The sequence below is a fragment of the Bacillus sp. CIS52 genome (genome assembly GCF_053545315.1).
Genome location: NZ_JBIUFR010000001.1, coordinates 1,927,566 through 1,939,914, shown reverse-complemented (window position 1 = coordinate 1,939,914; position 12,349 = coordinate 1,927,566). Strand labels below are relative to the sequence as shown.

Below are 12,349 nucleotides of genomic sequence, written 5' to 3'. Positions count from 1 at the left end.
AGGAAACAGATTCATAATATTGATATTTTTTTAAAAATAAGCAAATTTCTATTTATTTATGCTGGGTAAAATGATAAATTATGATTGGTTAGCTGATCTTTTCAGATATGACATAAGTCCCGAACTAACACGAGACAGCCGCTCAAAGCGGGCAAAAGAGAGACGTCTCATCACTATTATCAGAAAGTTTTTTCGATTCTGTATCCTATCGGCGGCTCAAGTCTGAAAAAAACGGTATCAGCCATATTTTACAGGGGGGTTATATCTTTGAAAAAACGCAAAATCGGAATGGCGGTAGCGCTCATCGCGGCGGCCGGAACCCTATTAAGCGCATGCGGTTCGAGTGACAAAGCAAACGGCTCCGGCAGCAAAAACTTTACCGTCGGCATGGTCACGGATATCGGCGGAGTCGATGACAAATCATTTAACCAGTCCGCCTGGGAAGGCATTCAGGCATTCGGAAAAGACAAGGGGCTTACAAAAGGCAAAAGCGGGTTTGACTATCTCCAATCAAAATCAGATGCAGATTACACAACGAACTTAAATAAATTAGCACGGGAACACTTTGACCTGATTTACGGCGTCGGGTACCTGATGCAGGATTCCATCAGCGAAATCGCTGATCAGCGCAAAGACACAAATTTTGCGATTATTGACGCCGTTGTCAAAAAAGACAACGTGGCGAGCCTTACATTTAAAGAGCAGGAAGGTTCATTCCTCGCGGGAGTAGCAGCTGCGTTATCGAGCAAAACGGGAAAAGTCGGATTTGTGGGCGGCATGGAGTCTGAATTGATCAAAAAATTCGAAATCGGCTTCCGCGCCGGTGTACAAGCCGCAAATCCGAAAGCGGCCGTCGAAGTGAAATATGCGGGCGGATTCGACAAAGCCGATGTCGGCAAAGCCACAGCTGAAAGCATGTACAAATCAGGCGTTGACGTCATTTATCACGCGGCCGGCGCAACGGGTACGGGCGTCTTCACGGAAGCAAAAAACCTTAAAAAAGAAGATCCGAAACGCAACGTATGGGTCATCGGCGTTGATAAAGACCAGTATGCGGAAGGTCAAGTTGAAGGCACAAAAGACAATGTCACGCTCACATCAATGGTCAAAAAAGTGGATACAGCCGTGAAGGACTTAACGAAAAAAGCAAGTGACGGCAAATTCCCGGGCGGCAAAACATTAACTTACGGATTGGCACAGGATGCAGTCGGCATCTCGGATCACAAGGAAAACCTTTCTGACGATGTCATCAAAGCAACAGACGATTGGAAGAAGAAAATCGCGGACGGACTCGAGATCCCTTCAACTGAAAAAGAATTGAAATCCTTCAAGGCTGAGTAAGAAATCAGGGGATAAGGAGACTTTCGTGCTTATCCCCTCTCTTTTTTGGAAAGAGCGGCGAAGGAAGAGCTGCATCTTCTTGCAGCTTTTCTTTTGCCAAGCTTTTTCATCAAAGCATCTCTGAAAAGGAGCGTCAAATCGGTGGATTATATCATTGAAATGCTTAATATACGCAAAGAGTTTCCCGGAATCGTTGCCAATGATGACGTCACGCTTCAAGTGAAAAAAGGCGAAATACACGCCCTGCTCGGGGAAAACGGCGCGGGGAAATCGACACTCATGAACGTTTTATTCGGCCTGTATCAGCCGGAAAAAGGTGAAATCCGGGTGCGGGGTGAACGTGTTCACATCAACAGCCCGAACAAAGCCAACGATCTCGGCATCGGAATGGTGCACCAGCATTTTATGCTCGTGGATACCTTTACTGTCTCAGAAAATATTATTCTCGGAAAAGAGCCGAAAAAATTAGGACGGATTGACAGACAGCGCGCCGACCGGGACGTGCGCGATATTTCCGACCGTTACGGCCTGCAGATTGATCCTGAAGCTAAAGTTGCCGATATATCTGTCGGTATGCAGCAGCGGGCGGAAATATTAAAGACCCTCTACCGGGGCGCGGACATTCTCATTTTTGACGAGCCGACCGCGGTGCTGACCCCGCACGAAATTCAAGAACTGATTCAGATTATGAAAAACCTGGTCAATGAAGGAAAATCCATTATCCTCATCACCCACAAATTAAAAGAAATCATGGAAGTCTGCGACCGTGTCACCATCATCCGGAAAGGAAAAGGCATTACAACACTCGATGTCGCACATACGGATCAGGATGAACTGGCAAGCCTTATGGTCGGACGCGCAGTTTCATTCAAGACGGATAAACAGCCGGCTATACCGAAACAGGAAGTGCTTTCGCTTTCTGATGTAACGGTGAAAGACGCGCGCGGAGTTGAGGCGGTCAAACAGCTCTCCCTCTCTGTCAGAGCCGGTGAAATCGTCGGCATTGCGGGCGTTGACGGCAACGGCCAATCTGAATTAATCGAAGCCATTACAGGTCTCAGAAAAACACATGCCGGCACGATCACGTTAAACGGCAAACAGCTGCAAAACATGCCGCCGCGGAAAGTCACTGAATCAGGAATCGGGCATATCCCCCAGGACAGGCATAAACATGGACTCGTTCTAGATTTTCCGATCGGAGAAAATATCGTGCTGCAAAGTTATTATCAAAAGCCCTACTCTTCTTTCGGCATATTAAATAAACACGCGATTTATGACAAAGCGCGAAGCCTGATTGAAGAATACGACGTCAGAACGCCTGATGAATATACGCCCGCGCGCTCTCTCTCGGGAGGAAATCAGCAAAAGGCCATTATCGGCCGGGAAGTGGACAGAAATCCCGACCTATTAATTGCCGCCCAGCCGACGCGGGGGCTCGATGTCGGCGCGATTGAATTCGTCCATAAAAAGCTCATTGAGCAGCGTGACGCCGGTAAAGCTGTGCTGCTGTTGTCTTTTGAGCTTGATGAAATCATGAATCTCAGCGATCGCATCGCCGTCATCTTTGAAGGCAGCATCATCGCAAACGTCAATCCGCCGGAAACAGACGAGCAGGAGCTTGGTCTTTTAATGGCGGGAAGTAAGCAAATGGAGGCAGGGAACATACATGATTAATCGACTTTCTCATCTGGCTGTGCCGCTGATTGCAATCATTCTTGGTCTGGCTGCGGGCGCGGTCATCATGCTTGCCAGCGGCTACAATGTCGCAAGCGGGTATTCGGCTCTTTGGAACGGCATTTTCGGTGAAATGTATTATCTCGGGGAAACGATCCGGCAGATTACGCCTTATATTTTATCCGGATTGGCCGTGGCGTTCGCATTTCGGACCGGCCTGTTCAATATCGGTGTTGAGGGACAGCTCCTTGTCGGCTGGACGGCCGCGGTTTGGGTCGGGACTTCCTTTGACGCTCCCGCTTACATCCACCTCCCGCTTTCGTTATTGGCGGCTGCTGCCGCGGGAGGCATTTGGGGGCTGATTCCCGGATTTTTAAAAGCCCGTTTTTTTGTTCACGAAGTGATTGTCACGATCATGATGAATTATATCGCTCTTCATTTAACCAATTACCTCATATCCGATGTCATGACGGACCACAGGGACAAAACAGACAAAATTCATGAAAGCGCGTCGCTCCGCTCGCCGTTTTTAGAGCAGCTGACAGACTACTCCCGCCTTCATTGGGGGATACTGATCGCTTTGTTTGCGGCAGTCTTCATGTGGTTTATCATTCATAAAACAAAAAGCGGATTCGAATTTCGGGCTGTCGGCTTTAATCAGCACGCGGCACAATACGCCGGAATGAGCGTCAGAAAAAATATGATGTATGCCATGATGATTTCCGGCGCCTTCGCGGGGCTTGCCGGCGCGATGGAAGGGCTCGGAACCTTTCAATACGCGGCGGTTAAAGGCGCGTTTACCGGAGTCGGCTTCGACGGCATCGCGGTTGCGCTTCTAGGGGGCAGCACGGCAATCGGCGTGGTTCTTGCGGCCTGTCTTCTCGGCGGCCTTAAAGTCGGCGCCTTAAATATGCCGATTGAATCCGGTGTGCCTTCTGAAGTCGTTGACATCGTCATCGCCATTATTATTTTGTTTGTGGCATCAAGCTACGCCATCCGGCTCATCCTTGATAAATTGAAGAAAAAGGGGGCGAAGTAAGTGGACTTCCTGCAGATTTTATCCATAATTGTCCCGGCCACACTCGTTTATGCGGCTCCGCTTATTTTAACCGCTCTCGGCGGCGTGTTTTCTGAAAGATCGGGGGTTGTCAACATCGGTCTGGAAGGCCTGATGATTATCGGCGCCTTTACAAGCGTCATGTTCAACTTATTTTTCGGACGTGAGCTCGGCGCCGCTGCCCCGTGGCTCGCCCTGGCTGCGGCTATGATTGCCGGCGGACTGTTCTCGCTGATTCACGCGGCTGCCGCGGTTTCTTTCCGCGCCGATCAGACGGTAACCGGGGTGGCGATCAATATGCTTGCGTTAGGAGCGACGCTGTTTATCGTTAAGCTGATATACGGCAAGGCGCAGACTGATAAAATCCCGGAGCCCTTTTACAAAACGAACATTCCGGGGTTAAGCGACATTCCGGTTTTAGGAAAGATCTTCTTTTCTGACGTATATTATACTTCGATTCTAGCCATCGTACTGGCCTTTGTTTCTTGGTTTATTTTATTCAAAACACCGTTCGGCCTCCGCATCCGTTCTGTCGGAGAACACCCGATGGCGGCAGATACGATGGGAATCAACGTGTTCGCCATGCGCTATATCGGCGTCATGATCAGCGGGCTGTTTGGCGGGCTCGGCGGCGGTGTGTATGCTTCTACAATCGCGCTTGATTTCACGCACTCCACCATTTCCGGACAAGGCTTTATCGCTCTTGCCGCGCTTGTTTTCGGCAAATGGCATCCGATCGGCGCGCTCGGGGCTGCGCTGTTTTTCGGATTTGCGCAGAGTTTGAGCATTATCGGCTCGCTTTTGCCCCTGTTCAAAGACATTCCGAATGTATACATGCTGATGGCTCCTTACATTCTGACCATTCTCGCGCTTGCCGGGTTCATCGGCCGCGCGGATGCGCCTAAAGCCAACGGCATCCCTTATATTAAAGGAAAACGCTGATCATCATACAAAAAGAGTTCCGCGCCCTGTTGCCGGAACTCTTTTCATCTATAAACGATTCTAATATATTCACGCGGCTGAAACGGCTTTTGCATTGATTCAGCCGCACTCAGCTTGTCGTGCGCGTATTCTGTCCCGAGAAAAAAATACTCCCATTCATCTGCCTCCGTCTCCTGCCTCCCTTTGCAGAAATCGTCCGCTATGAATGTTCCTGCAATAATAGAACAAAATATTCCAATACAGGCTGCCGCCTTTCTTTTCATCTGACCAGCTCCTTTTGTAAAGCTTGATCTGAAAGCTAAATGTATATACAAAGATCCGGATATTTGATAAATTTATTTTAGGTTCAAAAGACCACAAAAACACAGAGAGGAATACATTATGCCGTAGCAGGGTAAAAAAAAGTGCGATATAATTTGTACTGGGTCCTATGACCGTGAATTGATTTTTTCACTCTTACATAAAGCAGTTGCTTGATGAAAAACAAGCAAAGGAGGTCTTCTGTTGCAGCTGTTACATTTCGCGATTTTGGCGCCTTTTTTATTTGCATTTATCGTTCCCTTTCTTTATAAACGGGTAAAACAAGTCCATACAGGCTGGTTTGTGCTGATATTGCCCGTTGTGCTGTTTGTTTACTTTATCAGCAAGCTCCCGCTGACAATGGCGGGAGAAACCATCCGGTATGCGGCCGAATGGATTCCTTCCCTCGGTATTAACTATACCGTTTATATTGACGGACTCGGGCTGTTATTCGCTTTATTGATTACGGGCATCGGCTCTCTGGTGACACTTTACAGTATTTTTTACTTATCGAAGGACAAAGAAAAGCTCGGCCCCTTTTACGTGTACCTGCTGATGTTTATGGGTGCGATGCTCGGCGTTGTGCTCGTCGATAACGTCATTGTGCTTTATATGTTCTGGGAGCTGACAAGCCTGTCATCCTTCTTATTAATCGGGTATTGGCATAAGCGGGAGAAATCACGCTACGGGGCGGAAAAATCACTGCTGATTACCGTCGGCGGCGGACTGTGCATGCTCGGCGGCTTTATCCTGCTATATCTGATGACGGACTCATTCAGTATCAGGGAAATGGTCAACCAGGTGCATATTATCGCCGGCCATCCGTTCTTTATTCCGGCAATGGTTCTCCTGTTATTGGGGGCCTTTACGAAATCAGCGCAGTTTCCGTTTTACATCTGGCTTCCTGATGCCATGGAAGCCCCGACTCCTGTCAGCGCCTATCTGCACTCGGCAACAATGGTGAAAGCGGGCATTTATCTGATTGCCAGATTCAGTCCGGTTTTTGCGTTTTCACCCGTCTGGTTTTGGACGGTTGCCTCAGTCGGTCTGATCACGATGGTATGGGCTTCCTTCAACGCGATTAAACAAACCGATTTAAAAGCGATTCTGGCTTTTTCCACAGTCAGCCAGCTCGGTATGATTGTATCGATGCTCGGCGCAGGAGCCGCCGCGCTTCACTTTCAGCATTCGGAGTATTTCACGGCGGCTGTGACCGCGGCTGTGTTTCACTTAATTAACCATGCTACTTTTAAAGGAAGTTTATTTATGGCGGTCGGCATTATCGACCATGAAACGGGAACGAGGGATATCCGCAGGCTCGGCGGACTGATGGCGCTTATGCCGATAACGTTTACCGTTTCATTGATCGGAACCTTTTCCATGGCCGGCCTCCCTCCTTTTAACGGCTTCTTAAGTAAAGAAATGTTCTTTACCAGTATGCTGCGGATTGCTCATGCAGATATTTTCAGCCTGGATACGTGGGGCGTGCTGTTCCCCGTTCTGGCGTGGATCGGCAGCGTCTTCACGTTTATCTACAGCATGAAGCTGTTTTTCAGAACGTTCAGAGGCGCGCGCAAAACGGATCAGCTTGAAAAGACGCCGCATGAAGCTCCGCTCGGCATGCTGATTTCGCCGGTGATTCTTGCCGCTTGCGCCGTCAGTCTGTTTTTCGCACCGAATGTTTTATCCTGCAGCCTGATTGAACCGGCGATGAATTCCATTTATCCGGCTCTGTTAACCGGCGGAGATACATTCCATGTCCACATTTCCCAGTGGCACGGTGTGACGGCTGAAGTGCTGATGACCGTCGGCATTATCATTGTCGGCACGATCGGTTACGTGTCTCTGTCTAAATGGGAGCGGGTATACAGTCTGTTTCCGAAAAAACTGACGCTGAACCGGCTTTACAATGCGGTGACGGGCAGTATGGAAAAAAGATCTTACCAGCTGACGTCATCTTATATGACCGGATTTTTGCGGGATTATCTGCTGTATATTTTTGCGGCGTTTATCATTCTCATCGGAGCGGCGTTCGTGATGAAAGGCGGCTTTTCCATGACAACGAAAGGAATGGCTGAGATCGGTCTGTATGAAATCGTGCTGTCGCTCGTTATGGTGAGCGCAACGATTGCGACTGTGTTCGCCAAATCGCGGCTGACGGCCATTATCTCACTCGGAGTTGTCGGGTATACGCTCGCGCTGTTTTTCGTGATTTTCAGAGCGCCCGATCTGGCGCTCACGCAGCTTGTCATTGAGACGATATCCGTCGCCTTGTTTCTTCTTTGTTTTTATCATCTGCCGAAAATGCGGCGGAAAAAGAAGACCAGAACATTCCGGCTGACGAATTTTATCATTTCTCTCGGTGTCGGCGTCATCGTGACAATGCTCGGAATCGCGTCTTCCAGCGAAAAAACAAAAGACAGTATCGCCTCTTTTTTCACAGCTTACAGCCATAAGCTTGGCGGAGGCAATAATATCGTCAACGTCATCCTCGTTGATTTCAGGGGATTTGACACAATGTTTGAAATCACGGTGCTGTCGATTGCCGCACTCGGCATTTACGGCATGATCAGAACGAAAGTAAAAGAGGAGGGAGAAGAGCGTTGAGACAGCAAAAAACAAACGACATCATCCTTCAGACGGCAACGAAACTTGTATCTTTTATCATTCTGCTTTTCTCTTTCTATTTATTTTTATCGGGGCATAACGCTCCCGGCGGAGGATTTGTCGGCGGGCTGATTACATCTTCGGCCATTGTGCTTTTGCTTTTGGCCTTTGATTTAAAAACCGTCAAGTCGATTTTGCCCGTCAATTTTATTTATGTAGCGGGCGCGGGTCTGCTTATCGCGATTGCAACGGGTGCAGGTTCGTTCTTATTCGGAGCCCCCTTTCTCACCCATACATTCGGCCATTTTCATCTCCCGGTGCTCGGGAATACGGAGCTTGCGACGGCCACTTTGTTTGATTTAGGTGTGTATCTCGTTGTTGTCGGCGTGACGATGACCATTATTCAAACGATTGGAGAGGAAGAATAGTGGAAATCTTAATGTCTGTCATTGCCGGTATTTTGTTTATGGCGGCAACCTACCTGCTGCTTTCTAAAAGTCTGCTGCGCGTGATTATCGGCACCGCGCTTTTAAGCCACGGCGTCCATTTGCTGCTTCTGACCATGGGCGGACTGAAAAAAGGCGCCCCTCCCATACTGGGCGGAAAAAGCACATCGTTTGTCGATCCGCTGCCGCAGGCACTCATACTGACGGCGATCGTTATTTCGTTCGGCGTCACGTCCTTCCTGCTTGTGATGGCGTTTCGCGCCTATCAGGAACTGAAAACGGACGATATGGATCGAATGAGGGGAAATGATCAACATGAATAACTTTGTGATATTGCCTATTTTGGTGCCGCTGCTTTGCGCAGTGCTGCTGATTTTTATGAACAGGCACGTGATGCTGATGCGGATATTCAGTACTGCCGCTTCCTGTGTCTCCATCGTCATCAGCGCCGTTCTCGTTCAGACGGTTTTTACACACGGGATTCAGACGCTGACACTCGGCGGCTGGAAAGCGCCGTACGGCATTGTGCTCGCCGCTGATCAGCTCGCCGCACTGCTTGTTTTGACAACCGCCGTCATCGGGCTGCTCGTCATTTTGTACTCCTTCCGCTCTATCGGAGAAAAACGGGAGCGCGCTTTTTATTATTCAGGGGTGCAGTTTCTTCTCGCGGGGGTAAGCGGAGCGTTTTTGACGGGTGACCTGTTCAACATGTACGTCTTCTTTGAGCTTCTGCTTATCGCGTCCTACATGCTGATCGTGCTTGGCGGAACGAAAATTCAATTAAGAGAATCATTGAAGTATATCGTGTTTAACATTGTGTCATCCGCGTTTTTTGTCATCGGTGTCGGTTATTTATATGCGGTGACGGGGACGCTGAATATGGCTGATTTAAGCGTGAAAATCAGCGAATCGGGCCAGACCGGGCTGATAACTGTCATCGGCGTCCTGTTTCTCGTCGTTTTCGGTTTAAAGGGCGGGATATTCCCGCTGTATTTCTGGATGCCGGGCTCTTATTACGCCCCGCCGGCTGCGATTTCGGCCTTATTCGGATCTCTTTTGACGAAAGTCGGCCTGTACGCCATTTTGAGAGTATTCACCTTGATTTTCATTCACGATGCAGGCTTTACCCACCAATTGATGATGTGGCTTGCGATGCTGACGGTATTATTCGGCGTAATCGGGTCTATCGCCTTTTCGGATGTCATGAAAATCGTCATCTATAATATTATTACAGCCGTCGGCGTGATTTTGTTCGGCATCGCCATGAACACCCCGGCCTCCATTCAAGGAGCGGTTTATTACTTGATTCACGATATGCTGATAAAAGGAGCGCTGTTTATGCTGGCGGGAACGCTTATCACGCTGACCGGCACGGCGAGTCTGCATAAAATGAGCGGCCTGATCACCCGTTATCCCGTTTTGGGATGGATGTTCTTTATCTCCGCCATATCTTTGGCCGGCATCCCGCCGTTCAGCGGATTTGTGGGCAAGCTGAAGATTGCTGAAGGCGGTTTTGATCAGGGGGAAACATTGTTCTCCGTATTGATTCTCTTGTCGAGCCTGCTTGTGCTGTATTCCGTGCTGAAGGTTTTTACGACGGCTTTTTGGGGAGAAGAAAAAGAAATCCCGGGCGCGGGCGGACGGTCCGCAAAAGGGCTTCTTTATCCGGCAGCCGCTTTTCTCCTTTTGTCGCTTCTGTTCGGGCTCGGAACCGAATGGGTTTCACCGTATGTCAATCAGACGGCTGAGAATCTGCTGAATCCGGAAAAATACATTGAAGCTGTTTTGAAGGAGTAGATGGCATGGCTTTGCAACTATTATTAAATGTTCTTCTCGCTGTTTGCTGGATGTTTCTTACAAACAGCCTCAGCGCGGCGGGATTTGTTACCGGATTTATCGCGGGCTTGGCGGCGCTGTTTTTTTTCCGGCGCTTCTTCTCGCGGCCGTTTTACATTTGGAAAATATGGTCGGTCATCAAACTGATGCTGATCTTTATAAAAGAATTATATCTGGCCAATGTCAGCGTGCTGAAAACCGTTATTTCGCCGAAGATGAACATCCGCCCGGGCATTTTCGCGTTTAAGACGGAACTGACGGAGGATTGGGAGATCACACTGCTCTCGCTGTTAATCACTCTGACACCGGGTACGCTTGTGATGGATATCTCCGATGACCGGTCGATTCTCTATATACACGCCATGGACATTGAGGATGCGGAGAAAGCGATTCATGACATCCGCGTCTCTTTTGAGAAAGCCATTCAGGAGGTGAGCCGCTGATGTTTACGTTTATTCTGCAATTATCACTCGGCATTATGGCGGTTTCGACTCTTCTGTACGTCATTCGAGTCATTAAAGGGCCTACGATACCGGACCGGGTCGTTGCGCTTGATGGGATCGGCATCAATCTGATTGCCATGACCGCGCTCGTATCCATCCTCTTAAGAACAACGGCCTTTTTGGATATCATTCTGCTGCTCGGCATTTTATCATTTATCGGCACGATTGCCTTCGCTAAGTTTTTGGAGAAAGGAGAGATTATCGAAAATGATCGAAATCGTTAAATGGGCCGTCGCCGTTTGTATTCTGATGGGATCGCTGATCTGCCTGGTCGCGTCTTTCGGCACACTCAGACTTCCTGACATGTATACACGCGCCCACGCCTCTTCAAAAGGCTCGACACTCGGCGTTAATTTAATATTGCTCGGGGTGTTAGGTTACTTGTGGCTGCTGACCGGAGAAATTTCCGTAAAAATACTGCTCGGCATCATTTTTATCCTGCTGACGGCGCCGGTCGGGGCGCACCTCATATGCAGAGCCGCGTATAACTCGGGAACGGCGCTTGATAAACGAAGCGTTCAGGATGATTATAAAGGGATCAGAAACTTTGTGATCAAACGAAAAGAAGATTCATACTTGTAAAAACAAACAGCCGGACGATTCAGGGTTCCGGCTGTTTGTTTATTTTGTTATAACAGCCAGCGTGCAGCGGGACACACAGATCAGCCTTTCTCTTTCATCGAAAATGTTAATCCCGTACACAATGGTTGTCCTGCCCGCATGAACGGGTTCCGCAATCGCCGTGACCGTACCGCCCTCTTTCACGGATTTTAAATGATTGGCATTAATCTCAAGCCCGACACAGGCCTGTTTCGACTGGTCGATAAAATGCTGGGCGCCGATGCTTGCAACAGTCTCCGCCAGCGCTGCGGACGCGCCTCCGTGCAGATATCCGAAAGGCTGCACCGTCCTCTTATCCACCGGCATAACAGCAACGCATCTCTCCGCCGTGTTTTCAGTGATTTCAATGCCGAGTGCGCCGAGCAATGTATGATTCAGATTCATAGATCATTCTCCTTTCAAGGTTTATAGTACATTATCTGACTTGGCGATCAGCACCGCTTGCTTAAGTGAAGCGCATCGGCGATTTCCTGATTGGTCAAACCTTTTTCGACCTCTTGGAGAATATGGCGCTCTCTCGGAGTTAACCGATCCTGCTCACTTTGAGGGGAAGAAGACGTTTTTGTTTTTTGCTGGGTCATCAGCTGTTTGAAATAGGAGAAATCAACTAAAATCTGTCCGTTGAGCACGTGATATATGTATTGCATGATTTTCTCTTTAGATTCGGTTTTGCTGATGGCGCCATGCAGGCCCGCGCGGATGGATTCTTCAAAATAATCTTCAACTTCATAGCCTGTGTAGACAATGATTTTACAGAGAGGATTCTCTTTTAAGATTTTCTTGGAAAGCTCTATGCCGCTGAGGTCATCACCCAGATTTAAATCCATTAATATGAGATCGTAAGCTGAAAAATCATGCCGGAGAACGAACTGTTCACTGGCATCGGGACTGAGGCAATCGACAGAAAGATTCGTGTCCGTTTCCAGAATCGTCTTGGTGCCCTCCATGACAGCCGGATGATCATCAATCACTAGTATCTTTTTCATGGTTTCCTCCCTTTTACTCATTCATTTCCATTTTAT

The 12,349-nt window shown here is 48.6% G+C and carries 13 protein-coding genes and 1 pseudogene; 11 read left to right on the top strand and 3 right to left on the bottom strand.

Annotated features, from left to right (window positions below; genetic code table 11):
- Nucleotides 1-267: 267 nt before the first annotated feature.
- The 4 genes from ACH32G_RS09485 (at nucleotide 268) to nupQ (ending at nucleotide 5,014) form a co-directional block, all read left to right on the top strand.
- Nucleotides 268-1,341, top strand: coding sequence for a BMP family lipoprotein (locus tag ACH32G_RS09485; protein ID WP_016938129.1), 1,074 nt, complete (start codon nucleotides 268-270; stop codon nucleotides 1,339-1,341).
- Nucleotides 1,342-1,482: 141 nt separating this feature from the next.
- The gene (locus ACH32G_RS09480) at nucleotides 1,483-3,015 is read left to right on the top strand and encodes an ABC transporter ATP-binding protein (RefSeq protein WP_342007002.1); all 1,533 of its coding nucleotides are present in this window, start codon (nucleotides 1,483-1,485) and stop codon (nucleotides 3,013-3,015) included.
- Nucleotides 3,008-4,054, top strand: coding sequence for an ABC transporter permease (locus tag ACH32G_RS09475; RefSeq protein WP_047476991.1), 1,047 nt, complete (start codon nucleotides 3,008-3,010; stop codon nucleotides 4,052-4,054). The genes ACH32G_RS09480 and ACH32G_RS09475 overlap by 8 nt, the downstream gene beginning before the upstream one ends.
- The gene (gene nupQ, locus ACH32G_RS09470; RefSeq protein ID WP_016938126.1) at nucleotides 4,055-5,014 is read left to right on the top strand and encodes a guanosine ABC transporter permease NupQ; all 960 of its coding nucleotides are present in this window, start codon (nucleotides 4,055-4,057) and stop codon (nucleotides 5,012-5,014) included. It begins immediately after the preceding gene.
- A gap of 44 nt (nucleotides 5,015-5,058) precedes the next feature.
- Here the strand turns inward: nupQ and ACH32G_RS09465 are convergent, their stop codons facing one another.
- Nucleotides 5,059-5,277, bottom strand: coding sequence for a hypothetical protein (locus ACH32G_RS09465; RefSeq protein WP_064778695.1), 219 nt, complete (start codon nucleotides 5,275-5,277; stop codon nucleotides 5,059-5,061).
- Nucleotides 5,278-5,518: 241 nt separating this feature from the next.
- Between ACH32G_RS09465 and ACH32G_RS09460 the strand changes: the two genes are divergently transcribed.
- Genes ACH32G_RS09460 through mnhG form a run of 7 tightly spaced genes read left to right on the top strand, consistent with a single transcriptional unit; the run spans nucleotide 5,519 to nucleotide 11,288 of the window.
- Nucleotides 5,519-7,921 (top strand): Na+/H+ antiporter subunit A, encoded by a 2,403-nt coding sequence (locus ACH32G_RS09460; RefSeq protein ID WP_448814254.1) that lies wholly within the window; start codon nucleotides 5,519-5,521, stop codon nucleotides 7,919-7,921.
- A complete protein-coding gene (locus ACH32G_RS09455; RefSeq protein WP_007613424.1) occupies nucleotides 7,918-8,349 on the top strand; it encodes a Na(+)/H(+) antiporter subunit B in 432 nt (143 codons plus the stop codon). Before ACH32G_RS09460 ends, ACH32G_RS09455 begins: the two co-directional genes overlap by 4 nt.
- Nucleotides 8,349-8,690: a Na(+)/H(+) antiporter subunit C gene (locus ACH32G_RS09450; RefSeq protein ID WP_003152063.1), complete on the top strand. Its 342-nt coding sequence runs from the start codon at nucleotides 8,349-8,351 to the stop codon at nucleotides 8,688-8,690. Before ACH32G_RS09455 ends, ACH32G_RS09450 begins: the two co-directional genes overlap by 1 nt.
- Nucleotides 8,683-10,164, top strand: coding sequence for a Na+/H+ antiporter subunit D (locus tag ACH32G_RS09445; RefSeq protein ID WP_448814253.1), 1,482 nt, complete (start codon nucleotides 8,683-8,685; stop codon nucleotides 10,162-10,164). The genes ACH32G_RS09450 and ACH32G_RS09445 overlap by 8 nt, the downstream gene beginning before the upstream one ends.
- Before the next feature lie 5 nt (nucleotides 10,165-10,169).
- Nucleotides 10,170-10,646, top strand: coding sequence for a Na+/H+ antiporter subunit E (locus tag ACH32G_RS09440; RefSeq protein WP_016938121.1), 477 nt, complete (start codon nucleotides 10,170-10,172; stop codon nucleotides 10,644-10,646).
- Complete coding sequence (locus ACH32G_RS09435) at nucleotides 10,646-10,930, top strand: Na(+)/H(+) antiporter subunit F1 (RefSeq protein ID WP_016938120.1); 285 nt, start codon at nucleotides 10,646-10,648, stop codon at nucleotides 10,928-10,930. The genes ACH32G_RS09440 and ACH32G_RS09435 overlap by 1 nt, the downstream gene beginning before the upstream one ends.
- Nucleotides 10,914-11,288, top strand: coding sequence for a monovalent cation/H(+) antiporter subunit G (mnhG, locus tag ACH32G_RS09430; protein WP_328221096.1), 375 nt, complete (start codon nucleotides 10,914-10,916; stop codon nucleotides 11,286-11,288). Before ACH32G_RS09435 ends, mnhG begins: the two co-directional genes overlap by 17 nt.
- A gap of 39 nt (nucleotides 11,289-11,327) precedes the next feature.
- Here mnhG and ACH32G_RS09425 read toward each other — a convergent pair whose 3' ends face one another.
- A complete protein-coding gene (locus ACH32G_RS09425; RefSeq protein WP_448814252.1) occupies nucleotides 11,328-11,711 on the bottom strand; it encodes a hotdog fold thioesterase in 384 nt (127 codons plus the stop codon).
- A 53-nt stretch (nucleotides 11,712-11,764) separates the two neighbouring features.
- Nucleotides 11,765-12,313: pseudogene (locus ACH32G_RS09420) on the bottom strand (response regulator transcription factor); the annotation flags it as partial.
- Nucleotides 12,314-12,349: the final 36 nt, after the last annotated feature.

Excerpts from the sequence above, each read along its gene's own strand:
- ACH32G_RS09475 (WP_047476991.1), top strand. The coding sequence starts at position 3,008 with ATGATTAATCGACTTTCTCATCTGGCTGTGCCGCTGATTGCAATCATT.
- ACH32G_RS09465 (WP_064778695.1), bottom strand. The coding sequence starts at position 5,277 with ATGAAAAGAAAGGCGGCAGCCTGTATTGGAATATTTTGTTCTATTATT.
- ACH32G_RS09445 (WP_448814253.1), top strand. The coding sequence starts at position 8,683 with ATGAATAACTTTGTGATATTGCCTATTTTGGTGCCGCTGCTTTGCGCA.
- ACH32G_RS09440 (WP_016938121.1), top strand. The coding sequence starts at position 10,170 with ATGGCTTTGCAACTATTATTAAATGTTCTTCTCGCTGTTTGCTGGATG.
- ACH32G_RS09435 (WP_016938120.1), top strand. The coding sequence starts at position 10,646 with ATGTTTACGTTTATTCTGCAATTATCACTCGGCATTATGGCGGTTTCG.
- mnhG (WP_328221096.1), top strand. The coding sequence starts at position 10,914 with ATGATCGAAATCGTTAAATGGGCCGTCGCCGTTTGTATTCTGATGGGA.
- ACH32G_RS09425 (WP_448814252.1), bottom strand. The coding sequence starts at position 11,711 with ATGAATCTGAATCATACATTGCTCGGCGCACTCGGCATTGAAATCACT.